Below are 25,773 nucleotides of genomic sequence, written 5' to 3' on the forward strand. Positions count from 1 at the left end.
GGCGGGGCGGGACGCTCGGGGCGAACGCTCCGGTGACGGACGGGCGCGAGCCCTCGCGGAGCGGTGGACCGCCCGTCGGTGCCCCACATCCCCCGAGGGCACCGGCGGGCCGTTTCCGTGCACCGGCCGACCCGGACGAAGGGACACACCGACTGTGAACAGCACCTGGTTCCGGCGCTTCACCACCCCGGGGAACGGGCCGCTGCTCGTGTGCTTCCCGCACGCCGGGGGCTCCGCGACGGCGTACCGGACCCTGGCGCAGGCGTTGCCCGCCGGCCTCGACGTGATGTGCGTGCAGTATCCGGGCCGTCAGGACCGGTACCTGGAGGAGCCCTTCACGGATCTGACCCGGCTCGCCGGGGCGGTGGCCGAGGAGCTGGCGCGGGTGCTGGCCGCGGACCCCGGGCGGCCGTACGCCCTGTTCGGCCACAGCATGGGCTCGCTCGTCGCGTTCGAGACGGCCCGGCTGCTCGCCGCGGGCCGGCTGCCCGGGCCGCGGCGGCTGTTCCTGTCCGGGCGGGGCGCGCCGGACGCGCACAGCACGGCCCACTTCGGACTGTACGACGACGCCGAAGTCCTGGCCGAGGTGCGCAGGCTGGACGCCGCCTCCCGGTCCATGCTCGACGACCCGGACATCGTGGAGATGGTGCTGCCGGCGCTGCGGGCCGACTACCGGGCCCTCGGCGCCTACCGCTGGCGGGCGGGCGCACCGCTCACCGCCGCGATGACCGTACTGGTCGGCGACAGCGACCCGATGGTGACCGTCGAGCAGGCCGGCACCTGGCGGTCGCACAGCCGCGGGGACGTCGCGGTGAAGGTGTTCCCCGGCGGTCACTTCTACCTCTTCGACCACCTCGCCGAGGTCACCGCGGCCGTCGCCGAGGGACTGCGCGCCGAGGCCGCCGCTTCCTGACCGACCGGGGCCGGCCGGCCCTCAGCAGGTGTGTGTGAACTGGGCCGGGTCGCTGATCCTTAGCTCGGCGGGCAACCGCCGCGTGACCCTCGTCCACCCGGGTCTTCTCGGAGGACCAGGTCAGTCCGGATCCTCGGTGGCCTGGAGGCGGCGCAGGGCCAGGATCAGGTTGCCGCTGCCGAACGTCGCGAGCGCGGCGACGCCCCACAGGGTCGCCGCGACACCGGCCCGGTCCAGCACGGCGCCCGCGGCCAGGAAGCCCAGCGGCCCGGCCAGGGTGCTGATCGTGACCACGGCCTGCAACGCCTTGGGCCCGAGGCCGTCCGGCAGCCGGGCGGAGAGCAGGCCCATCAGCGGCGCGTTCGCCAGGGGCGCGGCGGCCGACGACAGGCCGACGGCGACGACGAGCACGCCGGCCGGCACGGGCACCAGGAGCGTCCACAGGGGCAGAGCGACGCAGACCAGGGCCGTACAGGCGAGTCGTACGGGGGCGACCCGTGCCGCCAGCACATAGGCGGCCACCGAGCCCACCAGGCCACCGGCGCCGAGGGCGGCGATCAGCAGGCCGCCGACCCTGGCGTCCCCCTCGAACCGGGCGAACGCCAGCACCGGCATGGTGATCATCAGGGTCCGCAGCATCAGCCCGAACACCACGGTGGACAGCATCGCCCGGCTCAGGAACCAGTCGCCGCACAGATGCCGCACTCCCGCCCACAGGCCGCGGGGCCCGGCCGCGGACCCTCCGGCCCCGCCGCCCCCTGCCGGGACGCGGCGCAGCAGCAGCAACCCGGAGAAGGCGAACGTGGCCGCGTCCAGCCACACCACCGATGTGGTCCCCACCAGCGGGATCAGCGCGCCCGCGAGCGCCGGTCCGGCGAACGCCGAGCCGTTCTGCACACCTTCCAGCGCGCTGTTGGCGCGGGCCAGGGAGCGGGCGTGCGGGCTCAGCAGTTCCATCGCCAGCACCCGCTGTGCCGCGTGGTACGGAACGGCCAGCGCCCCGAGCGCCGCGACGATCGCCACGAGGACGGCCGGATTGAGCGCGCCCAGGGTCTGCAGCAGCGGGATCAGCGCCACGACCGGAGCGCGGGCGAGATCGGAGACGACCATGGTCCGGCGGGCGCCCAGGCGCTGGATGACCTCTCCGCCCGCGAAGCCGAGCAGCGCCATGGGCAGCACCTGGGCCGCGAAGACCAGGCCCGCGCGGGTGGCCGAGCCGGTGGTCTCCAGCACCAGCCAGGGCAGCGCGAGCATGGTCATCTGGGTGCCCAGCGCCGTCACCGCGCCCGCGACATAGACCGCCGTCAGCGCACGGCCCGGCCTGCCACCCGCTGTGCCGTTCGGCGCTCCGCCGGGTGGGACGGGGGCTGCGCCGGGCCGGGTCGCCGCGATCGTCATCGGGTCGCCCCTTTCTCCTCGGTGGGTCCGGACCATGTGGTCGCCCCCGCACCCTGGCGCCCGCCCACCGTCCGGTGCCAGGGAAGGACCGGCAGCAGCTCACTGCCGGTGCCGCTGCGCTTTCTTCCCTGCCACGCAGCCGGCCCGTCCGGCAGTGTGATGGCCGTCGGAGCCCACGACGGCCAAGGCCACCGGCGGCGGAAGCGGACACCAACGAAGGGGGGACGGCGATGAGCGGCGGTATCGGAACGGCGGTGCACGTCCCGTCCTTCGCCGCCCGCGACGGACGGCGAGCGGTCGAGACCCGGTACGTGGACGGTCTCCCGCAGATCGTGGCCTGGGACCTGACGACGGGTCAGCGCCGCCAGGCGACCACCGCACCGCAGGGTGTGGAGACCGCCGCCATCGAGCCGGACGGCCACGGCCTGTGGTGGTTCGACGCCGCTCCCGGCGGTCAAGGCCGCTGGCTGCGCGGGCCGTTCGAGGGCGGGCACCCGCGCCCGGCGCTCGACGGCGTACCCGCCGGGCGGATGCACGGCCTGGCCTTCGACCCCCGCAGCGGCCTCGCCGCCGTCGGCGTCGGGGTCGCGGACCGCTCGCGGTACTACCTCGGCCGACCGGGCGAGCGCGCCCGCCTGGTGGCCGAGGAGCCCGGTTATGCGGCAGTGGTGGGCCTGGCCCCCGGCGGCCGACTGCTGGCCACCGCGGGGTGCCCGGCCGGACCGGCCGCGGTCCGGCTGTGGTCACCGGCCTCCGGCGTCCTCGTGGACGCCATCCCTGGCGCAGCGGGTGACGGCGACGGCGGCGCGGTGTGGGCGCTGGGCTTCCGCCCGAACCTCACCACCGCACGGCCGGAACTGCTGCTCGTCCTCGAACGCGCGGGCCGCTACACCCTGGCCTTCTGGCGGCAGGGCGAGGGGATCCATGCGCACGGTCCCGGCTCCGCCCTCGACTTCGACACGGAGATCACCGCCTGCTGGTACGGGCCCGGCCGCACGGCGCTGGTCCAGCAGGACCGGGCGGGACGCAGCCGCCTGCTCCGCGCCGACCTCGACCGCGGTACGACGACGGTGCTTCCCACGCCCGAGGGCACGATCATCGACTTCTCCTGCGCACCCGACCGCACGGTCCACGGCCTGTGGAGCCGCGACGGCGAACCGCCCCGGCCACTGATCTGCCACCCGGACAGCGCGGAAAGTGCGGAGCACCCGGAACCCCCGGTACATCCCGACCGCTCCGGCCGCTCCACGACGGCGTCACGCGGCACGGCGCCCGGCGGAACGACCGGATCCAGGCGCCGCGAGCTGTGGACACGTCGGCCGTACGGGCAGATCCACAGCTTTGTGGCCACCCCGCCCGGCCGCAGGGCCGGCCACCGCCCCTGGCCGACGGTCTTCCTCGTCCACGGCGGGCCCCACACCCACGACCGGGACGCCTACGACGCCCGGACCGAGGCCCTGGTCCGGGCCGGATTCGCCGTGGTGCGCACCAACTACCGCGGCTCGACGGGCTACGGCCCCCGCTGGCGGGACGACTTCGGCCACCGGGTCGGCCTCGCCCAGCTCGAAGACCTCGCCGCGGTGCGCGGCCACCTCATCGACGCGGGAGTCTCGGAGCCGGGCCGTACCGGACTGTGCGGCTACTCCTGGGGCGGCTATCTGACGCTGCTGGCGATGGGCGTCCAGCCCCGGCTGTGGGACGTGGGGCTGGCCGTCGCCCCCGTGGCCGACTACACGGCGGCGTACCGGGCGACGACGCCGGCGCTGCGGGAGGTCGACGACCGCCTCTTCGGCGGCACCCCCGAGCAGGTGCCACACCGCTATCGCGCGGCCTGCCCGATGACCTATGTGGGCCGCGTACGCGGCCCGCTCTTCCTCGCCGCCTCGACGGACGACGAGAAGTGCCCTCCGGAACAGATCGAGCGCTATCTCGCCGCGCTGCGGCGCCGCGACGTCCCGCATCGCGTCCGGTGGCTCGGCGGCGGACACGACGTGGGCCGTGACCCGGCCGGACACGCCGCCGCCTGGGCCGACATGGTGCGCTACGCCGACGACACGCTGCGCGCCTCCCCCTGAACCGCCGACCGCCGCGACAGCGGGCGGACCGGCTCGCACCACCCCGTCCACCACACCGAAGAAAGGTCAGAACCATGAAGCGGCACGGACTGCGCGTCGACCCCATCAGCGCCACCGAGCGGGAGCGCGGGATCATCATTCCGCCGGACACCCAGGCCGCCCTGGACAAGGCGGTCCCGGTCCGGCCGAACGGCCCGGCGCGGACCTGCACCACCCGCACGGAGAAGAACACGGAGACGACGTCGCCTCTGCAGTGAGCCCAAGCAGCGCCGTAGCGGGGTGCCACGCCCGGCACCCCGCCGCGGCGCCGGCCGTGCCGGTGAGGACAGGAAGACATCATGACCACAGCTACGGCAGCGACGGCAGCACCCCGGACGAACAGTCCCCGGCCGGAGAAACACCGGCCGGACGGGCCCGGGACGACGGAACCGCGCCAGACCCCGCCGACGTTCCTCAGCGACCCGTACCCGACCCTGGCAAGGATGCGTCAATCGGCCCCGGTCTCCTTGCTGCACGGCGACGGCGGCCTGCGGCTGTGGATCATCCCGCGCTACGCCGATGTCCGGGCCGCGCTCTTCGACCGCCGCTTCGCGCAGGATGTGCGGCGCGCCCAGGCCCTGGCCGACAGCCGGGTCGAGGGCGTCAACCTGGGCAGCGAGATCACCCATATGCTCAGCAGCGATCCGCCCGACCACACCCGCCTCCGCCGCGTGGTCCAGGCGGCGTTCAGCCGCAAGCGGGTCGAGGCGATGCGGCCGATGGTCGAGCGCATCACCCTCGAACTCCTCGACGGGCTTGACGCGGCAGCCGCGCGCCACGCGACCCGCACCACCACCGCCACGGTGGACCTGATACGTGACTTCGCCTTCCCGCTGCCGATCCTCGTCGTCTGCGAACTGCTCGGCTTCCCGCCCGAGGACCGCGACCTCTACCGGACGTGGTCGACCGCCATCGTCACCCAGGGGGGCGACCACGCGGCGTTCCGGCGAGCCGTCCAGGAGATGGGCTCGTACGTCCTGGCCCTCGCCGACCGGCGTATCCGCCGCAATGACCGTCCGGCCGATCTGCTCACCGAGCTGCTGGCGGCCCGCGAGCGCGGGGAGCTGACGGACGACGAGATCGTGGGCATGGTCGCCCTGCTGCTGATCGGCGGGCATGAGACCACCGTGAACCTGCTGGGCACCTCCTGTCTCGCGCTGCTGCGCGATCCCGGCCAGGCCGCCTGGCTGCGCGCCGATCTCACCCGGATGCCCGGGGCCGTCGAGGAGTTCCTGCGCTACGACTCCCCCATCTGCATGGCCACCACCCGCTTCACCACCGAGCCCGTGGACGTCGGCGGGGTGGAGATCCCGCAGGACGAGTTCGTGCTGCTGTCCCTCGGCGCGGCCAACCGCGACCCGGCGCGCTTCCAGGACCCCGACCGCCTCATCCTCGACCGCCGGGACGCCGGCCATCTCGCCTTCGGCGGTGGCATCCACCGCTGCCTCGGGGCCCTGCTCGGCAAGCTGGAGACCGAGATCGCGCTCACCGCGCTCCTCGCCCGCTTCCCCGGCATGACCCTGGCCTGCCAGGAGCGCGACCTGCGGTGGCGCAATACGATGATGCTGCGCGGCTTGGAGGCGCTGCCCCTCACCCTGCGCCGCTGACCCCCGCCCTGACCCTGCCGCCCTCACCGCCTCCTACGGCAGGCGAACGGGCCGCCGGCCGACGCTGAACCGCCGGTCAGGCGCCCGCCCGGGCACCCGACCTGACGGCCTGTTCGCCGGCGGGGCGGCGCGCGGTCGGCGACGCGATGGAGAGACAGCTGGTCGTGCTCAGGTGCGGGTCCCCCAGGTGAGCAGCGTCGCGCCGATCGACATGCCGCCGCCGAACCCGGCGAGCAGCACCAGGTCGCCCGGTGCCAGCGCGCCCGTGCGGTGGGCCTGATCGAGGGCGACCGGTACGGAGGCGCTGCCGACGTTGCCGTACTCGACGAGCGTGCGGTGGGTGAGGGCGGCGCCCAGGCCGGCGCGTTCGACGACCTCGCCGAGCATCACACCGTTGGCCTGGTGCGGTACGAAGTGGTCGACCGCGCCGATGTCGACGCCGGCCCTGCGGGCCAGCGCTGTCAGCGCCGGCGGGACGTGCTCGGCGACGAAGTCCCGTACGCCGCGGCCGTCCATCCGGAAGAAGTGACCACCCTCGGCGACGGTCCGCGCCGACGCCGGGTGGCGGCTGCCGCCCGCCTCGACGCGGATCAGATGGTGGGCGTCGCCGCGACTGGTCAGGTCCGAGGCGAGGATGCCGTAGGGCTCCGGCACCGTCCCGACGACGGCCGCGCCGGCACCGTCGGCGAAAAGGATCGCCGTCCTGCGGTCGGTGAAGTCCAGGATCCGCGAATACACGTCCGCGCCGATCACCAGGACCCGGGCCCGCGGCCGGACGGACACCAGGCTGTGGGCCAGCGACAGGGCGTAGACGAAGCCGCTGCACACGACGTTGATGTCGAAGCAGGCGGCCCCGTAGGCGCCCAGCAGGTGCTGCACCAGGTAGGACGTGGGGGGCTGCGGGTGGTCGCCGGTGGAGGTGGAGACGATGACGTAGTCGATGTCACCGGCGGTCAGTCCCGCCTGTTCCAGGGCCCGTTCGGCGGCCTTCGCGGCGAGGTCGGACGTCGCCTCGTGCGGGGCGGCGTAGCGGCGGGAGCGGATCTGCGTCTTGCGTTCGATCCACTCGGCGGTGACGCCCACGCGCTCGGCGACCTCCTCGTTGCCCACCTCGTGCTTGGGCAGGTAGGAGCCGGTGGAGAGGATGCCGATGCCCATGTCAGGACACCTCCGGGCGGACGGGTGCGGGCGGCGGGGCGGGCCGGGCGGGGCCTTCGGTACTGCTCACAGGACCGCCCCCTCCTTCGTCCGCCTGCGCAGCGCCGGCCTGCTGGAGCGGCCGAGGTCCTTCCACATGTCCGACAGCCCGAGGACGGTGCGGGCCGCGAACAGCCTGCGGATGGACACCTCCTGGTTCAGTTCCGCCCGGATCAGGCCGACCAGCCTGATCGCCCGCAGGGAGTTGCCGCCGAGGTCGAAGAAGTCCTCGTCGATGCCGACCCGGTCGCGTTCCAGCACCTCGGCGAAGGCCTTGGCCAGGACCCGTTCGGTCTCGTTGCGCGGCGCCCGGTACGTCTCGTCGTCGGGCACCGGCTGCGCCAGCGCGGCCCGGTCGACCCGGCCGCCCGCGGTGAGCGGCAGGCGGTCCAGGACGGTGAACGCCGACGGCACCTGGACCTCGGGCAGGCGTTCGGTGGCGAAGCGGCGCAGTTCGTCGGCGGAAGGGGTCCGGCCGGCGACGGGGACAACGTGGGCGGTCAGGCGCCGCCGGCCGCCGGGGTCCTCCTGGACGGTCACGACGGCCTGCGCGAGCGCGGGGTGCTCGGACAGCGTCTCCTCGGCCTCCGCGAGTTCGACGCGGACGCCCCGGACGTCGGCCTGGGTGCCGGGTCCGCCGACGTGGGCGAGCAGACCGTCGGCGGTCCACCGCACCCGGTCCCCGGTCCGGTACATGACGGTGCCGGCCGGGCCGAACGGGCAGGGGACGAAGCGTTCCGCGGTCGCCGCCGGACGCCCGGGGTAGCCGCGGGCCACGCCGGGGCCGGCGACGTAGAGTTCGCCGGCCACGTCGACGGGGACCGGGGCTAGGCCGGGGCCGAGGACGTAGAGGGCGGTGTGGTCCGCGGGGCGGCCGACGGCGAGGAGGGTGGTCTCGGCCCCGCCGTGCCCGGTGACGACCGTCAGATCGGGGCAGGCCTCGCGGACCCGGCGCAGCGCGGCCGGGGGGACCCGGTCGGCGCCGGTCCACACCTCGCGCAGTCCGGCGAGCCGTTCGGGGTGCGCGGCGGCGATCTCGGCGAAACGGGCCGCGGGCAGCCACAGGGTGGTGATGTCGTGGGCCGCCCGCAGCCCGGTCAGCGCGTCGGCGTCCAGATCCCCGGCGGGGGCCACGACGACGCGGCCGCCGTTGAGCAGGGGCGTCCACAGTTCCAGGGCGAGCGCGTCGCAGGCGAACGGCGCGTGCCACAGCACCGTGCCGCGGCCGGCTTCCCGGCACCGGCGGTCCAGGACGAAGCGCTCCAGGTTCCGGTGCGTCACGGCGACCGGCCGCGCGGCACCGTCCGGTCCGGTGCCGTACAGCACGGCCAGCAGGTGGTCCGGGTGCGGCGGGACGGCGGCCCCGCCCGCGGGGTCGGCGGGGTCGGTGTCGAGGTCGTCGAGCAGCAGCACCGGCACGTTCCGGCCGTCCGGGAGCGTGCCGGCCGTGGCGGTGTCGGTGAGCACGGCGGCCACAGTGACGGCGCCGGCCGGGAACGCCGGGGACGCCGGGTCGAGGGGCAGGGCGGCGGCGCCGGCCCTCGCCACCGCCAGCAGGGCGACGGCCAGCTCCGGCGACCGGGGCAGCGCCACCGCGACGACGTCCTCGGGGCCGATGTCCCGCCGGCGCAGCGCCGCGGCCAGCCGGCCGGACCGTTCGTCCAGTTCGCGGTAGGAGACCGATGTGTCGCCGGCGACCAGGGCTACGGCGTGGGGGGCGTGCTCGGCCTGCCGGGCGAACAGCTCCGGGACCGTCAGCCCCGGCAGCGGCGCGCCGCTCGCGTCCGGTGCCGCGCGCACCCGGTCCCGCCCGGCGCCGCCCGACACGTCCAGGGCGCCGACCGGCCGGTCGCCGGAGGCCAGTACGGCACGGACGCAGGAGATCAGCTCCTCGCCGATGAAGCGCAGTTCCGCACGGTCGTACAGGCCCTGGGGGGCGTCGAGCCGGATGAACAGGTCGCTGTCGGGGCTGCCGTCGGTGTAGACGCCGATCGACAGTTCCTCGAAGGTGCCGGTCGTGGCGCCGAAGTAGCGGGCCGGGCTGTCGCCGAAGCGCAGCTGCTCCGCGAACTCGACGACGTTGACGACGGCCCCGAAGCTGCCGCGACCGCTCAAGGCGGTTCCGCTCGCGCGCTGGATGTCGGAGTAGTGGCAGGCGGTGTGGTCGAAGATCTCGTACGTCTCGTCGACGAGCGTGTCGGCCACCTCCGCGAAGGTGGCGCCGAGGGGGACCTTCACCCGTACCGGGACGACGTTCACGGCCAGGCCGGGCGTCCGGCTCGCCACGCCGACGCGGTTGCCGACGGCGAGGGACAGGAGGAACTCCGGGCGGTCGCAGCGGTGCCGGAAGTACACTGCCGCCGCCGCGGTCAGCATCTGCGACATCCACACGCCCAGGGACCCCGCGGTCTCGGTCCACCGGTCGGCCTCGGCGCGCGGGACTGTCAGGGTGCGGCTCACCATGCCGATGGTGCCGGCCACCTCCGACCAGCGGTCGGCGCCGCTCAGCGGCTCCGACAGCGCGGCGCGCCGCGCCTCGGACAGGGCGACGCGGGGGACCTGCGCGGGCGGGGGCGCGTCCTTGAGGTAATCCCGCCAGAACTCCGTGTCCTCGGCGAACCTCTGCGAGGCGAGGTACTCCACGGCCTCACCGGCGAAGGACGCGGTGTCCCAGGGGTGCGGCAGTTCCGGCACCCGCTCGCCGCGCGACAGCGCCGTGTACACCTCGGCGAGGCGCCGGGAGAGCAGGCCGCCCGCGCCGAACCCGTCGGAGACGAGGTGGTGGTAGGCGATCACCAGCAGGGAGCGGTCCTCGGCGAGCCTGACCACGCCGAGCCGGAACAGCAGGTCGCCGCCCAGGTCGAACGGCCGGCGCACGAGGTCGGCCAGGGCTTCGCGGGCCGCCTGCTCGGGGTCGGTCTCGGCGGCGAGGTCGAGGAAGAACGGCCGCCAGTCGCCCAGTTCGCGGGGGACCAGGCGCAGACCGCCGCCGTCGTCGACGAAGGTGACGCGCAGTACCTCCGCCTCGCCCATCACGTGCAGGAAGGCGGACTCCATGACGGCCGCGTCCAGCACACCGTCCACGTCCCACATGGTCAGCGCGTGGTTCGGCGTGTCGGGAGCCATTTCCTGCGCTCGCCACATGCCCAGGTGCGCGGACGACGCTCCGTACGAAGTCACACAGATCAACCCCTCAGCAAACAGACCCGGATCACCGGGAATTCGCGGATCACCCCCACCTTCCGGGAAGTGAGGCGGCCGTTCGAGACAACTCGGGGCCGGCGGGACGGGCCGCGCGCGGCCCTTGCGTGTCCCGCCGGCGGGACGTTCCTAGGCGGCGAGCGAGGACACGATGTGCCCGGCGATCCGTCGCGGGGACGGGTGACGCAGCACCACGTTGGCCCTCAGGCGCAGTCCGGTCGACGCGGTCAGGCGCTTGCTCAGTTCGGCCGACAGCAGTGAGTCGAAGCCCAGTTCCCTGAACTCCTGGTCGGGGTCGACCACGTCGGCGGAGGGCCGGCCGAGCACGACGGCGACCTTCTGCCGCACGTGCTCCAGCACGAGGGCCCGCGCGTCGTCGTCGGGGAGGGCCGCGATCCGCTCCGGCAGGGGAACGGCCTGGTCGTCGTCCTCGGCGGGCGGGACCGCGGGCAGTTCGGCCGTGGCCGCCGCGGTGGGCGAGGAGCTGAGCCAGTACCGCTGCCGCTGGAACGCGTACGTCGGCAGATCCACCCGCCGGCGCGCGGGGAACAGGGCGTCCCAGTCCACCGGACCGCCCCGGACGTGGAGCTGGGCCAGCGAGCCGAGCAGGGCCTGGGCCTCGTCCCGGTCCCGCCGCGAGGAGGACAGCACCAGCGTGTCGTCCAGGTCCTCGACGATCTCCTGCACCGGGACGGTCAGCACCGGGTGCGGGCTCATTTCGACGAACACCCGGAACCCGTCGTCGGCCAGGCGCCGGACGGCGGTGTCGAACAGGACCGGCTCGCGGAGGTTGTCGTACCAGTACTCGGCGTCCAGCCCCGCGGTGTCGACGACCTCGCCGCGCAGGGTCGAGCAGAAGGGCAGCCCGGACGTGCGCGGCCGTACGCCGGTCAGGGCGCCGGTCACCTCGTCCCGGACCCGGGCGACCTGCGGGGAGTGGGAGGCGTAGTCGACCGGGATGCGGCGGGCCTGGGCGCCGTCGGCCCGCGTCTTCTCGACGAACTCGTCGAGCGCGTCCGGGTCCCCGGAGATCACGACGGAGCGGGGCCCGTTGACGACGGCGACGTTCGCCCGGTCGCCCCACGGAGCCAGCCGCTCGGCCACCACGTCCGCGGGCTGGGCGACGAAGGCCATCCCGCCATGACCCTCCAGGGCGACCAGCGCCTTGCTGCGCAGCGCGACGACCCGGGCGGCGTCCCGCAGGGACAGCGCGCCGCTGACGCAGGCGGCGGCGATCTCGCCCTGGCTGTGGCCGACCACCGCGCCCGGTTCCACGCCCCAGGACCGCCACAGGGCGGCCGTGGACACCATCACCGCGAACAGCGCCGGCTGCACCACGTCGACCCGGTCCAGGCCGGGCGCCCCGGGCTCCTCGCGGACGACGTCGAGCAGCGACCAGTCGACCCACTCGGCGAGGGCGTCCGCGCACGCGTCGAGGGACTCGGCGAAGACCGGGAAGGTCTCGTACAGCCGCCGGCCCATGCCGGCCCACTGCGAGCCCTGGCCGGGGAAGACGAAGGCGACGCCGCCGAGCTTGCCGGCGCTGCCGCGCACCACCGCGGCGGACTCGGTGTCCTCGCTCAGCGCGGTCAGTCCGCTCAGCAGCTCCTCCCGGCCGTGCCCCAACACCACCGCGCGGTGCTCGAACCGGGAGCGGCCCGACACCAACGACCAGCCGATGCCGGCGTCGTCGGCGTCGTCGGTGTGCGCGCCGGCGGCGACGAAGTCGCGCAGCCTGGCCGCCTGTCCGCGCAGCGCCTTGGCGCTCTTGGCGGACAGCACCCAGGGCACCGGGCGGACGGCGCCGCGCGTGTCCGGCCCGTGCTCGCCGGACGTCTCCCCGGCCCGCTCGCCGGGCGGCTCCTCGGGCGGTGCCTCCTCCAGAACGACGTGCGCGTTGGTGCCGCTGACGCCGAACGACGACACCCCGGCCCGCCGGGGGCCGTCGCCGCGCACCCAGTCACGGCCCTCCACCAGCAGCTCGACCGCGCCGGAGGACCAGTCGACGTGGCGGGTGGGGGCGTCCACGTGGAGTGTCCTGGGCATGTACCGGTGCCGCAGGGCCATCACGGCCTTGATGACCCCGCCGACGCCGGCGGCGGCCTGGGCGTGCCCCATGTTCGACTTCAGGGAACCCAGCCGCAGCGGCCGGCCGGCGGGCCGGTCCCGGCCGTAGACGGCCAGCAGCGCGTCCGCCTCGATGGGGTCGCCCAGCGTGGTGCCGGTGCCGTGGGCCTCGACCAGGTCCACCTCGCCGGGGGCGACGCCCGCGTCGGCCAGGGCCCGGCGGATCACCTTCTCCTGGGCGCGGCCGTTGGGGGCGGTCAGCCCGTTGCTGGCTCCGTCCTGGTTGACCGCGCTGCCGCGCACGACGGCCAGCACCGGGTGGCCGTTGCGCCGTGCGTCGGAGAGCCGCTCCAGCAGCAGCACGCCCACGCCCTCGGCCCAGCCGGTTCCGTCGGCCCCGTCCGCGAACGCCCTGCACCGGCCGCCGGGCGACAGGGCGCCCTGCCGGGAGAACTCCACGAACATCGCGGGCGTCGCCATCACCAGTGCCCCGCCCGCCAGGGCGAGCGAGCACTCCCCCGAGCGCAGCGACCGCACCGCCATGTGCAGCGCCACCAGGGACGAGGAACAGGCGGTGTCCATCGACACGGCCGGACCGGTCAGCCCGAGTTCGTACGCCACGCGGCCGGAGGCGACGCTCAGCGCGCTGCCGTACAGCAGGTAGCCCTCCAGCTCCTTCTGGCCGCCCTGGAGGAAGCGCCAGCCGTACTCGGAGGAGCTGACCCCGGAGAAGACGCCGACGTCGGTGCCGCGCACGTCGGCGGGGACGATGCCGGCCCGTTCGAAGGCCTCCCACGACGTCTCCAGCAGCAGGCGGTGGTGCGGGTCCACGGCGAGCGCCTCGCGCGGGCTGATGTTGAAGAAGTCGGCGTCGAAGCCGGCCACGTCCCGCAGGAAGCCGCCCTGGCGCGTGTACGAGCTGCCGACGGCGTCGGGGTCCGGGTCGTACACGTCCCGCCAGCCCCGGTCGGCGGGGAAGTCGCCGACGACGTCCCGGCCGTCGCGGACCACGTCCCACAGGTCCTCCGGCGAGGACACGCCGCCGGGGTAGCGGCAGGCCATGGCCACGACGGCGACGGGCTCGTCGCGGACGGCCTTCAGGGCGTCGTTCTCCCGCCGGAGCCGGTCGCGTTCCTCCAGCAGGGTGCGCAGCGCCCGCTGGACCCGGTCCGCGCCGTCCGCCGTGCCTTCCGTGCCTTGGGTGGACTCGGTCATGTCACTTACCTCTTCTCGTCCAGGGCCAGGTCGACCAGTGCGTCCAGGTCGAGGGCGGACAGTTCCTCCACCTCGGCCAGGGCGTCCGCCACAGGGTCGGTACCGGTGCCGGCCCCGGTGTCCGGGGCGGGGGCCGGGCGCAGCAGGCCGAGGAGGTGGTCGCTCAGCTCGCGGGGGGTCGGGTAGCTGAAGACGAGGGTGGTCGGCAGACGCAGTCCGGTCCGGGACGCCAGGCGGTTGCACAGTTCGACCGAGGTCAGCGAGTCGAAGCCGAGCTGGGTGAAGGCCTGTTCGGCGTCGACGGACGCCCCGGAGGGGTGCCCGAGCACGAGGGCGACCTGCTCGCGGAGCCAGTCCAGGGCCGTGGTCCGCATCTCGTCGGCCGGTACTCCGGCCAGCAGGGCGGGCAGGCCGCGCGGCCCGTCGTCCCCGGTGCTCCCGGACCGCTCGCGGCGGGGGCCGCGGGCGGCGACGAGGTCGCGCAGGAGCGGCGGCAGGTCGGCGGCCCCGCGTCCGCGCAGCGCGGCGAGGTCCAGCCGGGCCGGGACGAGGACCGCCTTGCCGCTCGCGCACGCGGCGTCGAACAGGGCCAGCGCCTCGGGCGTGGGCATCGCGGCGACGCCCATCCGCCGCAGCCGCAGCAGGTCCGCCTCGTCCAGGTCGCCGGTCATTCCGCTGCTCTCCTCCCACCAGCCCCAGCACAGCGAGGTGCCGGGCAGTCCGGACGCCCTGCGCTGGTGCGCCAGTGCGTCCAGGAGGGCGTTGGCGGCGGCGTAGTTGGCCTGGCCCGCGGTGCCGAGGGTGCCGGCGAGGGCGGAGAACTGCACGAACGCCGTCAGCGGGCGGTCCCGGGTCATCTCGTGCAGGGTGAGCGCGCCGCCGGCCTTGGCGAGCAGCACCCGCTCCATGGTCTCCGGGGTCAGCGACTCCACGGTGCCGTCCGCGAGGACGCCCGCCGCGTGCACGACCGCCGTCAGCGGGTGGTGCGGGGGCAGGTCGGCGAGCAGGTCCGCCACCGCGGCCCGGTCGGTGACGTCGCAGGCCACGACGCGGACCTCGGCGCCCGCGTCCCGCAGGTCCGCGACCAGGTCGTCGACCCCTTCGGCGGCCGGTCCCCGGCGGCTCGCCAGAACCAGGGAGCGCACCCCGTGCGCGGTGACGAGGTGCCGTGCCACGAGGGAGCCCACTCCCCCGGTGCCGCCGGTGACCAGCACGGTGCCGCCGCCGAAACCGCCGCCGACGTCGAGGACGAGCTTGCCGACGTGGCGGCCCTGGCTCATCTCGCGGAAGGTGCCGCGCGCGTCGCGGATGTCGCGGACGGACACCGGCGTCAGGCGCACCCGGCCGTCCGCGAACAGGGCCATGACGTCACGGAACATGGCGTGGATGGCGTCGGGGCCGGCCGCGTACAGGTCGAAGGCGTCGTACGTCACTCCCGGGTGGTCGGCCGCCACCTGCCGGGCGTCGCGGATGTCGGTCTTGCCCATCTCGATGAAGTGACCGCCCTCGGGCAGCAGTTCCAGCGAGGCGTCGACGTAGGCGTGCGCGAGGGAGTTCAGGACGACGTCCACGCCCCGGCCGTCGGTGGCGGCGCGGAACTTCCCGGTGAACTCCAGGTCGCGGGAGGACGCCAGGTGCGCGTCGTCCAGTCCCAGGCCGCGCAGGACGGGCCACTTGGCGGGGCTTGCCGTGGCGTAGATCTCGGCGCCGGCGTACCGGGCGAGCTGTACGGCGGCCATGCCGACGCCGCCCGCCGCGGCGTGGATGAGGATCCGCTGGCCCTTCTTCAGGCGGGTGACGTGGAAGAGGGCGTAGTAGGCGGTGAGGAAGGTGCTCGGCATGGACGCCGCCTCGGCGTGGCTCCAGCCGTCGGGGACGGCCGTGAGCAGGCGGTGGTCGGCCACGGCCACGCGGCCGAAGGCGCCGGTGAAGATGCCGGTCACGCGGTCGCCCGGGGTGAAGGCGGTGACGTCGTCGGCCACCTCCAGGACGACGCCGGAGCCCTCGCTGCCGATACCGGCGTCGAAGGCCGTGCGGTCCACCAGGCCCAGGGCGATGGTGACGTCGCGGAAGTTGAGTCCGGCGGCCTGGACGGCGATGCGGACCTGCCCGCTCTCCAGGGGCGCCTCGGTCTCGGGGCACGGCACCCAGGTCAGGTTCTCCAGGGTGCCCTTGTCCGGGATGCCCAGTCGGTAGGCGCCCTGAGGCGCCTCCGGGAGCCGTCGGCCGGCGGGTGCGGCGGGGGCGAGGCGGGGGACGAGGAAGGTGCCGTCGCGCAGCGCCAGTTGCTCCTCGCCGAGGGCGAGGGCGTCCGGGAAGGCCGCCCAGGAGGCTTCCCCGTCGTCGATGTCCACCAGGCGGAACCTGCCGGGGTGTTCGGTCTGGGCGGACCGGATCAGACCCCACAGGGACGCGCCGGGGAGGTTCTCGGCCCGCTCGCCCGCGCCGGTGTCGACGGCCAGGCGGGTGAGCACCACCAGCGTGGACGCGGCGAACGCCTCCTCGGTGAGGAACCGCCGCACCTGCTCCAGGACGTGCCGGCCGGCGGCCGCGACCGCGGTGAGCGGATCGGAGCCGGGGGCGGGGCCGGGCGGGCACAGGACGAGGTGCGCGGGGGCGGCGTCCGGGGGGATCTCGTCGAGGGACGCGCAGGCCACGGCCTGGTCGCCGCCTGCCCGCAGGAGCCGGGCGGCCTGGCCGGTGTCCGCGCCGACGACTCCCCACGGTCCGGGCGGGCCGGCGGGCCGGTTCCGGGGGAGGGTCCGCCACTGGACCTCGTACAGCGGGCTGTCCTGCCCGCCGAGGGCCGCGCGCACCTGCTCGGCACTGGCCGGGCGGAACGTCAGGGAGGCGACGGAGGCGATCTCGCGGCCGTCCTCGCCCGCGACCGTCAGGGACACGGCCTCCTCGCCGGCCGGGGTGAGCCGGACCCGGACGGTCGGGCCGCACGGGCCGGACAGGTGGGCGCCGGCCCACGCGAAGGGCATCCGGCCCTGTTCGCCCGTCACCTCGATGATGCCGCCGGCCACCGACGCGTGCAGCACGGTGTCCATCAGCGCCGGGTGCAGGGCGAAGGCGCCCGGCCCGGCGCTGTCGGGCAGGGTGGCGAGGGCGTAGAGGTCGTCGCCGTGGCGCCACACCTGACGCAGTCCGCGGAAGGCGGGGCCGTAGTCGAACCCGGCGTCGGCGAAGGCGTCGTAGAGGCCGTCGAGCGGGAGCGGGGTCGCGCCGGACGGCGGCCAGGCGGCGAGCGGCCGGGCGGTGGCGTCGGCGGGCGGTGCCGCCTGCGGGGCGTCCGGTGCCAGGCTGCCCAGGGCGTGGCGGGTCCAGCCGCCGACGGTGCGGGCGTCGTCGCGGGGGCGCGAGTACACCTCCAGCGAGCGGCGTCCCGTCCCGTCCGCCGCGCCGACGACGACCCGTACCTGCACGTCGCCCGTGTCGGGGAGGATCAGCGGGACTTCCAGGGTGAGTTCCTCCAGGGCGGCGCACCCGACGTGTGCGCCCGCCGACAGCGCCAGGTCCAGGTAGGCCGTCGCCGGTACGACGACCGCGCCGAACACGGTGTGGCCGGCCAGCCAGTCGTGGGCGGCGAGGGACCACTGGCCGGTGAGGACGACCTCGTCGGTGCCGGGGTGGTCCACGACGGCGGCCAGCAGCGGGTGGCCGGGGGCCGACAGACCGGCCGAGGCCACGTCCGCCGGCCCCATGCCGGCCAGGAGGTCCAGCCAGTACCGCTGCCGCTGGAAGGCGTACGTCGGCAGGTCGACCTGCCGGCGCTCGCCGAACAGGGCGGTCCAGTCGACCGCGGCGCCCCGTACGTGCAGGGCGGCCAGTGCGCCGGTCAGCGCCCGGGCCGCCTCGCGGTCCCGCCGGGACGCGGGGACGACCAGCGCGTCGTCGACGCCGGCGGCGGCGAAGGCGTCCTTGGTGAGACCGGTGAGGGTCGCGCCGGGGCCGACCTCGACGAGGATGTCGGCGCCGGCCGCGCGGGCGTGCTCGACGGCGTCGTGGTAGCGGACGGGTTCGCGGACGTGGCGCACCCAGTGCACGGCTGACGTCAGCTCCGCAGCGGTGGCCTCGCGGCCCAGCAGGGTCGAGACGACGGGGATGGCGGGCTCCCCGGCGGGCAGGTCGCCGAGAGCCGCCTCGAAGTCGCCGAGGACCGGTTCCATCAGCGGGGAGTGGAAGGCGTGGTCGACCGGGAGGAGCTTCGCGGACCCGCCGTCGGCCAGGATGCGGTCGCGCAGCGCGTGGACCTGCTCGCGCAGGCCGGAGAACACCACCGACTCGGGGCCGTTGACGGCGGCGAGGCCGACGCGGTCGTACGCGCCGAGCAGGGCTCCCGCCTCGGCCTCGGTGAGACGGGCGGCGAGCATGGCGCCCCGCTCGGTGACGGTCTGCATGGTCCGGCCGCGGGCGGCCACGAGGCGGGTCGCGGTGTCCAGGCCGAGCGCTCCGGCCACGTGCGCGGCGGCGATCTCGCCGACGGAGTGGCCGATGAGGTGGTCCGGCGGCGGGCAGTACCGGGTCAGCAGCCGGTAGAGGGCGACCTGGAGGGCGAACAGGGCGGGCTGTGCGACGTCCGTGCGCTCGCGCCGCTCCGGTTCGGCGGCGAGCAGCAGGGGTTTCAGGGCGAAGGGGAGGTGCGCGTCGAAGTGGGCGCACACCTCGTCGAGGGCCTCGGCGAAGACGGGGAAGGCCTCGTACAGCGGGCCCGCGGCGCCGGCCCACGGCGCGCCCTGCCCGGGGAACAGGAAGACGCGGCCGCCGGTGCCGGCGGCGAGGCCGGTCACCGTCGCGGGCGACTCCTCTCCCTCGGCCAGTGCCGCGAGGCCCGCGAGGAGTTCGTCCCGGTCGTGTCCGAGCACCACGGCACGGTGTTCGAGCCGGGCCCGGCCGGACACCAGCGACCAGCCGGCGTCGGCGAGGTCGAGGCCGGGCGTGGCGGCGACGTGGTCACGCAGCCTGGCCGCCTGGGCGTGCAGTGCCTGGCGCGAGCGCGCGGAGAGGACCCAGGGCACGAGGGCGCCGGGCACCTGCCCGGGTGCGGCGTCCCCCACCGCCTCCTCGAGGGCCGCTTCGGGGGCCTCCTCGAGGAGGAGGTGCGCGTTGGTGCCGCTGACGCCGAAGGCGGAGACGCCCGCGCGCCGGGGCCGGCCCTCGGGTGTGGTCCACTCCCGGGCCTCGGTGAGCAGTTCGACCGCTCCGGCCGACCAGTCGACGTGGGTCGTGGGCCGGTCGACGTGCAGCGTGCGGGGCAGGGTGCCGTGCCGCATCGCCATGATCATCTTGATGATGCCGCCTACACCGGCCGCCGCCTGCGCGTGGCCGATGTTCGACTTCAGCGACCCCAGCCACAGCGGCCTGCCGGGTTCCCTCTCCTGCCCGTAGGTGGCCAGCAGCGCCTGTGCCTCGATCGGGTCGCCCAGCGTCGTACCGGTCCCGTGCGCCTCGACGGCGTCCACGTCGGCCGGCCGCATCCGGGCGTTGGCGAGTGCGGCGCGGATCACCCGCTGCTGCGCCGGGCCGTTGGGCGCGGTCAGCCCGTTGGACGCGCCGTCCTGGTTGACCGCCGAACCCCGGATCACCGCCCAGATCCGGCGCCCGGCCCGTCGCGCGTCCGAGAGGCGCTCCAGGACCAGCACGCCGACGCCCTCGGAGAAGCCGACGCCGTCGGCCGCCTCCGCGAACGCCTTGCACCGGCCGTCCTCGGCGAGACCCCGCAGCCGGGTCATCTCCCGCAGCACCTGCGTCGTCCCCATGACGGTGACCCCGCCGGCCAGGGCGAGGCCGCATTCGCCCTGCCGCAGCGACTGCACCGCCTGGTGCACCGCCACCAGCGACGACGAGCACGCCGTGTCGGTCGACACCGACGGCCCCTCCAGGCCCAGGGCGTAGGACACGCGCCCGGACGCCACGCTCAGCAGGGAGCCGGTCTGCGCGTAGCCCGCGATGGCCTCGGGGGTGAAGAAGTGGTTGCCGTACCCGAAGTAGGCCAGGCCCGCGAAGACGCCAGTGTCGCTGCCGCGCAGCGCGTGCGGGTCGATGCCGGCGCGTTCGAGGGATTCCCAGGAGGTTTCCAGGAGCAGCCGTTGCTGCGGGTCGGCGGCGAGCGCCTCGCGGGGGCTGATCCCGAAGAACTCCGCGTCGAAGTCGCCCGCGTCGTACAGGAAGCCGCCCGCGCGGGCGGAGCAGCTGTTGGGCCGGTCGGGGTCCGGGTCGTACAGGTCGTCCACGTCCCAGTTACGGTCCTGGGGGAAGTCCGAGACGGCGTCCGTGCCCGAGCGCACCAGTTCCCACAGGTCCTCGGGGGACTGGGCGCCACCCGGGAAGCGGCAGGCGACGCCCACCACCGCGATGGGCTCGGCGGCGGCGTCGGTCAGCTCCCGCAGGCGCTTCCGGGTCTCCAGCAGCTCGATCGACGTCCGCTTCAGGTAGTCGAGAACGTCGGCGTTGTTGTCGTTGTTGCCGTTCGTCATGGCTCTCCCTAGCCGAGCTCTTTGTCCAGCAGCGCGAGAAGCTCTCCCGCCGAGGCCGAGCCGATCTGGTCGGCGATGCCGGCCGGTGCTCCGGCGCCCGCCATCGAGCGGACCCGGCCCTGTACGTCGCCGAGCAGCGCGGAGACGGTGGTTCGTTCCTCCGCCGCGAGGTCGGGGAAGGCCTCCTGGAGGCGGGCGCCCAGCCGCTCGATCTCCTCGGCCAGGCGGGTGGCCGGGGAGCGCGGTCCGGCCTCGGCGCCGGGCGCGATCCGTTCGGTCAGGAAGCGGGCGAGGGCGCTGGGGCTGGGGTGGTCGAAGACGAGCGTGGCGGGCAGTTTCAGGCCGGTCACCGCGGCCAGTTTGTTGCGCAGTTCCAGGGCGGTGAGCGAGTCGACACCGAGCTCCTTGAAGGCCACGGCGGGGCCGATCCGCGTGAGGTCGGCGTGGCCGAGGACGGTCGCGGTCCGGTCCCGGACGGCGTCCAGCAGCACCGCCTCGGCCTCGGCCGGCGGCAGCGACGCCAGGTGTTCGGCGAGCGAGCCGTCGGCCTGGGGGCGCTCCGGGCCGCCCGCGGCGGGCGCCGCGGTGAGGCCGCGCAGCAGCGGGGAGCCCGGGTGGCCGGGTGCCGGAGCCGCGAGGTTAAGCCGCGCGGGCACCAGCACCGGTTCACCGTCCGCCGAGACCGCCGCGTCGAACAGGGCGAGGCCCTCCCGTGAGGACATCGGCAGCACGCCCTGCCGTCGCAGGCGCCCGAGGTCCGTGTCGTCGAGGTCGGCGCTCATCTCGCTGCGCTCGGCCCAGAAGCCCCAGCACAGGGCGGTGGCGGGCAGCCCGGCGGCCCGGCGGGCGTCCGCGAGGCCGTTGAGGAAGGCGTTGGCCGCCGCGTAGTTGGCCTGCCCGGCGGTGCCGAGGACGCTCGCGACCGAGGAGAACAGCACGAACGCGGACAGGTCGAGGGTCCGGGTCAGTTCGTGCAGGTGCCAGGCGCCGCGGACCTTCGGTGCCAGGACGGCGTCCAGGCGGTCCTCGGTGAGCGCCTCGACGACGCCGTCGTCCAGCACGCCGGCGCAGTGGACGACGGCCGTCAGCGGGTGGTCGCCGGGTACGGCGGCGAGCAGCGCGGCGACGGCGTCCCGGTCCGTGACGTCGCAGGCCGCGACGTCGACGTGCGCGCCCGCTCCGGTCAGCTCCGTGATCAGCCCGGCCGCCTCCGGGGCCGCCGGCCCCCGCCTGCTGGTCAGCAGCAGGCGGCGCGCGCCGTGCCGGTCCACGAGGTGCCGGGCGAGCAGCGCGCCCAGGCCGCTGGTGCCGCCCGTGATCAGCACCGTTCCGGAGCCGAGGGCGGGTACGTCCCCGGCGCCGGCCCGTGCGCCGGCGTCGGCGCGGACGAGTCGCGGGGCGGCCGGTGCGCCGGCGCGGATCCTGAGCTGGGGCTCCCCGGTGGCGGCCACCACCGGGAGGAGGGTCCGGGAGGCCGGGTGGTCGTCGGTGTCCACGAGGGTGAAGCGGCCCGGGTTCTCCGTCTGCGCGCTGCGCACGAATCCCCAGACGGCGGCGGCGGCCGGGTCGGGGCGCGGCCCCCGCGCGTCCGGGAACGCGCCCCGGGTGACGACGACCAGCCGCGATGCGGCGAAGCGGTCGTCGGACAGCCAGGCCTGGGTGTGGCGCAGCACCTGGTGCAGGGCCCGCTCCACGGCGGCGGGGGTGTCCTCGCCGCCTCCCCCCGCGCCGTCGCTCTCCGTGCCGTCCACGGCGGCGATCACGAGCGGGGGCACGGGGCCGTCGGCGGCGGCGAGTGCGTCGAGGCCGGCGAAGACCGCCGCGTCCGGTGCGGGGAAGGCGGGCGTGCCCAGTACCGCGTACGCGTCGGCGCTCGCCCCGGCCGGGGCGGGCACCGGGTCCCAGTCCAGGCGGAACAAGGCGTCCCGGTGGTCGAAGCCGAGCGCGGTCAACTGGGCGGCGTCCGCGGGGCGCAGGGTCAGCGACGCGATGCCGCCGAGGGGTGTGCCGCGGTCGTCGGCGAGGGTCACGGACAGCGTGTTCTCGCCCGCCGGTGCGAGCCGGACGCGCAACGCGGCCGGCCGGGCGGAGCCGAGCCGGATGCCGGTGGCGCGGTACGGCAGCCAGCCCTCGGGCCGGGAGGCGTCGACGGTGCCGCCCAGCCCGAGGGGGAGCAGCGCGGTGTGCAGCAGCGCCGGGTGGATACGGAAGCGGTCCTGGTCCCCGCCGCCGGCCGGGGGCGGTTCGACCTCCGCGAACAGGGTGTCGCCCTGGCGCCACACCGCCTTCAGGCCCCGGAACAGGGGGCCGTGGGTGAAGCCGAGGGCGGCCAGCCGGGCGTACTCCTGCTCGAACGGCACCGGGTCCGCGTCCGGCGGCGGCCAGGCGGTCAGGCCGTCCCGGGCGGGTGCCGCGGCGCCGGCGGTGCCGACGGCGTGGCGCGTCCACTCGCTCTCGCCGGCGCCGCGTGAGTGCACGCCGACGGTGCCGGTGCCGTCGAGCACGACGCGGATCTCCCGTTCGGCCGTGCGGGACAGCACCAGCGGCTGCTCCAGGGTGAGTTCGTCCACGGCGTCGTACCCGGCCTTGTGCGCCGCCCACGCCGCCAGCTCCACCGGCACGGTCGCCGGTACCAGGTGGGCGCCGTGGACCACGTGCTCGGCGAGCCACGGGTGGCGCTCCAGCGACAGCCGGCCGCGTCCCGCCACTCCCCCGCTCGCGCCGTCGGCGGGCAGGTCGACCACGGCCTCCAGCAGCGGGTGGTCGGAGGTGGTGCCGTGGGTGCTCTCCCGCGGGGTGTTCAGCCAGTAGCGCCGCCGCTGGAAGGCGTACGTGGGCAGCTCGGCCCAGCGGCCGTCGCGGCCGGGGAACGCCGCCCGCCACGCCACCTCGGCGCCCGCGACGAAGGCCTCCGCCGCCGACCGGTACAGCCGGGCGAGACTGCCCTCGTCCCGGCGCAGGGAGCCCACGACGAAGCCGGTGGCGCCGGGTGTGGTGTCGAACATCTCCTGGACGGTCATCACCAGCAGCGGGTGCGGGCTGAGTTCGACGACCGCGCTGTCGGGTTCCTGTGCGACCAGGCGCCCCATCGCCCCGGCGAACTGGACCGGCTCGCGCAGGTTGCGGAACCAGTAGGCCGCGTCCAGCGCCAGGGGGTCGATCAGGCCGCCGGTCACCGTGGAGTGGATCTCGACCGGGGTGGACGCCGGGGTGATGCGGCCCAGCTCGCGCGGGAGCCGCTCGGCAAAGCGGTCCATCAAGGGCGAGTGGCCGGGCACGCTGGACTTGATCAGCCGCGCGCGGGCGCCTTCGGCCCGGCAGGCCTCGACGAGGTCCTCGACCGCTCCGGTCTCGCCCGACACCGTCGTGGACGTGGGTCCGTTGACCGCGGCGATCCCGATCCGGGACTCCTGGCCCGCGATCAGCTCCCGCACGCGGTGCTCGGGCAGCAGGATCCCGGCCATGCTGCCCTGGCCGGCGAGGGTGGCCAGCATCCGGGAGCGCAGGGCCACGATCTTGGCCGCGTCCTCCAGGGTGAGGGCTCCCGCGACATGGGCTGCGGCGATCTCGCCCTGGGAGTGGCCGATCACCACGTCCGGGGTCACGCCCAACGACTGCCACACCCGGGCCAGCGAGACCATCACGGCGAACAGCACCGGCTGGACGACGGCGATGTCCTCCAGGTCGGCGGAGTCCGGCCCCCCGCACACGGTGTCGACCAGCGACCAGGACACCCACGGGTCCAGCGCCTCGGCGCAGGCGCGCAGGTGCGTGGCGAAGACGGGGGAGGTCTCCCACAGTTCCCGGCCCATCGCGACCCACTGGGCTCCCTGGCCCGGGAAGACGAACACGGTCTTCCCGACGGGCCGCGCGACGCCGGACACCGCGGCGGCGGAGTCGGGCTCGTCGCCCGCGGCGAGGGCGGACAGGGCGGCGAGCAGAGCGTCGCGGTCGGCACCGATGACCACCTGGCGGTGCTCGAACCGCGAGCGCGTCGTCACCAGCGCGTGCCCGACGTCGGCCGCCGTCAGCGAGGGGTCGGCGGCCACGTGGTCACGCAGCCGGCGCGCCTGCTCGCGCAGCGCCTGCTCCGACCGCGCCGACAGCACCCACGGCACCGCGCCGGCGTCCCGGGCGGGGGCCTCGGGCGAGCGGGCCGGGTCGGGGGCCTGTTCCAGGATCAGGTGGGCGTTGGTGCCGCTGATGCCGAAGGACGACACGCCCGCGCGGCGGGGGCGGCCCGGGTCCGTCGTCCACTCCCGGGCCTCGGTGAGGAGTTCGACCGCCCCGGCCGACCAGTCGACGTGCGTCGTGGGGCGGTCGACGTGCAGCGTCCGGGGCAGCACCCCGTGCCGCATCGCCATGATCATTTTGATGATGCCGCCGACGCCGGCCGCCGCCTGCGTGTGGCCGATGTTGGACTTCAGCGACCCCAGCCACAGCGGGGCCTCAGGGTCGCGGTCCTGGCCGTAGGCGGCCAGCAGCGCCTCCGCCTCCAGCGGGTCGCCCAGCCGCGTGCCGGTGCCGTGCGCCTCGACCGCGTCCACGTCACGGGGGGTCAGGCCCGCGTCGGCCAGGGCCGCCCGGACCACGCGCTGCTGCGCCGGCCCGCTGGGCGCGGTCAGCCCGTTGGACGCGCCGTCCTGGTTGACCGCCGAGCCCCGGATCACCGCCCAGACGCGGCGGCCGGCCCGCAGCGCGTCCGACAGCTTCTCCAGGACCAGTACGCCCGCGCCCTCGGAGAAGCCGGTGCCGTCGGCCGCCTCCGCGAACGCCTTGCACCGTCCGTCCGGCGACACGCCCCGCTGCCGGGACAGTTCCACGAACATCCCCGGCGTCGGCAGCGTCGACACCCCGCCGGCCAGCGCCAGCGCGCATTCCCCGGAGCGCAGGGACCGCACGGCCTGGTGGACGGCGACCAGCGATGCCGAGCACGCGGTGTCGGTCGACATCGCCGGGCCGTGCAGGCCCAGCACGTACGCCACCCGGCCCGAGGCCACGCTCAGGAGGTTCCCGGTGAGGGAGAAGCCCTCGACCTCGCCGGCCGCCCCGCCGCCCATCCGGGGGCCGTAGTCGACGCCGTAGATGCCGGTGAACACCCCGGTCGCCGAACCCCGCAGCCCCGCCGGGTCGATGCCCGCCCGCTCCAGCGCCTCCCAGGACGTCTCCAGCATCAGCCGCTGCTGCGGGTCCATCGCCAGCGCCTCGCGCGGGCTGATACCGAAGAACTCCGCGTCGAAGTCGGGCAGTTCGTGCAGGAATCCGCCCGAGCGGGTGTACGTCTTCCCGTGTGCCCCGGGGTCCGGGTCGTACAGCGTCTCCACGTCCCAGCCGCGGTCCGACGGGAAGTCGCCCATCGCGTCCACGCCGTCGGACACGAGGTCCCACAGTCCCTCGGGGGACGTCACCCCACCCGGGAAGCGGCACCCCACGCCCACCACCGCGATGGGCTCGCGCGCGGACTCCTCCAGCTCGCGCACGCGCTCACGCAGGTGCTGCGCGTCGCCGACGGCGCGACGCAGATAGGACCGGAGCTTGTCGACATCCTCCACCAGGGCCTCCCCCTAACGGTTGCTGAGACG

General features: G+C 75.4%; 7 protein-coding genes and 3 pseudogenes. 4 read left to right on the top strand and 6 right to left on the bottom strand.

The genetic code is table 11. The features are described 5' to 3' along the window. The first annotated feature begins 154 nt into the window (after window positions 1-154). On the top strand, window positions 155-913 hold the full coding sequence (locus ELQ39_RS00410; RefSeq protein ID WP_242590479.1) for a thioesterase II family protein: 759 nt from the start codon (window positions 155-157) through the stop codon (window positions 911-913). A gap of 120 nt (window positions 914-1,033) precedes the next feature. Here ELQ39_RS00410 and ELQ39_RS00415 read toward each other — a convergent pair whose 3' ends face one another. After that, on the bottom strand, window positions 1,034-2,311 hold the full coding sequence (locus tag ELQ39_RS00415) for an MFS transporter (RefSeq protein WP_242590482.1): 1,278 nt from the start codon (window positions 2,309-2,311) through the stop codon (window positions 1,034-1,036). A 230-nt stretch (window positions 2,312-2,541) separates the two neighbouring features. Between ELQ39_RS00415 and ELQ39_RS00420 the strand changes: the two genes are divergently transcribed. The 3 genes from ELQ39_RS00420 to ELQ39_RS00430 all read left to right on the top strand — a co-directional run bounded on the left by ELQ39_RS00420 (window position 2,542) and on the right by ELQ39_RS00430 (window position 6,032). After that, window positions 2,542-4,386, top strand: coding sequence for an alpha/beta hydrolase family protein (locus tag ELQ39_RS00420; protein WP_242590485.1), 1,845 nt, complete (start codon window positions 2,542-2,544; stop codon window positions 4,384-4,386). A gap of 74 nt (window positions 4,387-4,460) precedes the next feature. Next, window positions 4,461-4,643, top strand: coding sequence for a hypothetical protein (locus ELQ39_RS00425; protein ID WP_225626550.1), 183 nt, complete (start codon window positions 4,461-4,463; stop codon window positions 4,641-4,643). A 225-nt stretch (window positions 4,644-4,868) separates the two neighbouring features. Then, window positions 4,869-6,032: a cytochrome P450 family protein gene (locus ELQ39_RS00430; RefSeq protein ID WP_225626551.1), complete on the top strand. Its 1,164-nt coding sequence runs from the start codon at window positions 4,869-4,871 to the stop codon at window positions 6,030-6,032. Window positions 6,033-6,200: 168 nt separating this feature from the next. Here ELQ39_RS00430 and ELQ39_RS00435 read toward each other — a convergent pair whose 3' ends face one another. The 5 genes and pseudogenes from ELQ39_RS00435 to ELQ39_RS00455 form a co-directional block, all read right to left on the bottom strand. Then, the gene (locus tag ELQ39_RS00435; protein WP_190005707.1) at window positions 6,201-7,190 is read right to left on the bottom strand and encodes a 3-oxoacyl-ACP synthase III family protein; all 990 of its coding nucleotides are present in this window, start codon (window positions 7,188-7,190) and stop codon (window positions 6,201-6,203) included. A 66-nt stretch (window positions 7,191-7,256) separates the two neighbouring features. Further along, window positions 7,257-10,409: an AMP-binding protein gene (locus tag ELQ39_RS00440; RefSeq protein WP_337662982.1), complete on the bottom strand. Its 3,153-nt coding sequence runs from the start codon at window positions 10,407-10,409 to the stop codon at window positions 7,257-7,259. Between the two features lie 150 nt (window positions 10,410-10,559). Further along, window positions 10,560-13,589, bottom strand: a pseudogene (locus tag ELQ39_RS00445) (type I polyketide synthase); the annotation flags it as partial. Between the two features lie 128 nt (window positions 13,590-13,717). Beyond that, window positions 13,718-20,173: pseudogene (locus tag ELQ39_RS00450) on the bottom strand (type I polyketide synthase); the annotation flags it as partial. A gap of 26 nt (window positions 20,174-20,199) precedes the next feature. Then, window positions 20,200-25,737: pseudogene (locus ELQ39_RS00455) on the bottom strand (SDR family NAD(P)-dependent oxidoreductase); the annotation flags it as partial. Window positions 25,738-25,773 lie beyond the last annotated feature (36 nt).

The organism is Streptomyces sp. GB4-14, from assembly GCF_022696125.1.
GTDB lineage: Bacteria > Actinomycetota > Actinomycetes > Streptomycetales > Streptomycetaceae > Streptomyces > Streptomyces werraensis.

Coding starts and splice junctions, on each gene's coding strand:
- ELQ39_RS00430 (WP_225626551.1), top strand. CDS start 4,869: ATGCGTCAATCGGCCCCGGTCTCCTTGCTGCACGGCGACGGCGGCCTG.
- ELQ39_RS00420 (WP_242590485.1), top strand. CDS start 2,542: ATGAGCGGCGGTATCGGAACGGCGGTGCACGTCCCGTCCTTCGCCGCC.
- ELQ39_RS00435 (WP_190005707.1), bottom strand. CDS start 7,190: ATGGGCATCGGCATCCTCTCCACCGGCTCCTACCTGCCCAAGCACGAG.
- ELQ39_RS00425 (WP_225626550.1), top strand. CDS start 4,461: ATGAAGCGGCACGGACTGCGCGTCGACCCCATCAGCGCCACCGAGCGG.
- ELQ39_RS00415 (WP_242590482.1), bottom strand. CDS start 2,311: ATGACGATCGCGGCGACCCGGCCCGGCGCAGCCCCCGTCCCACCCGGC.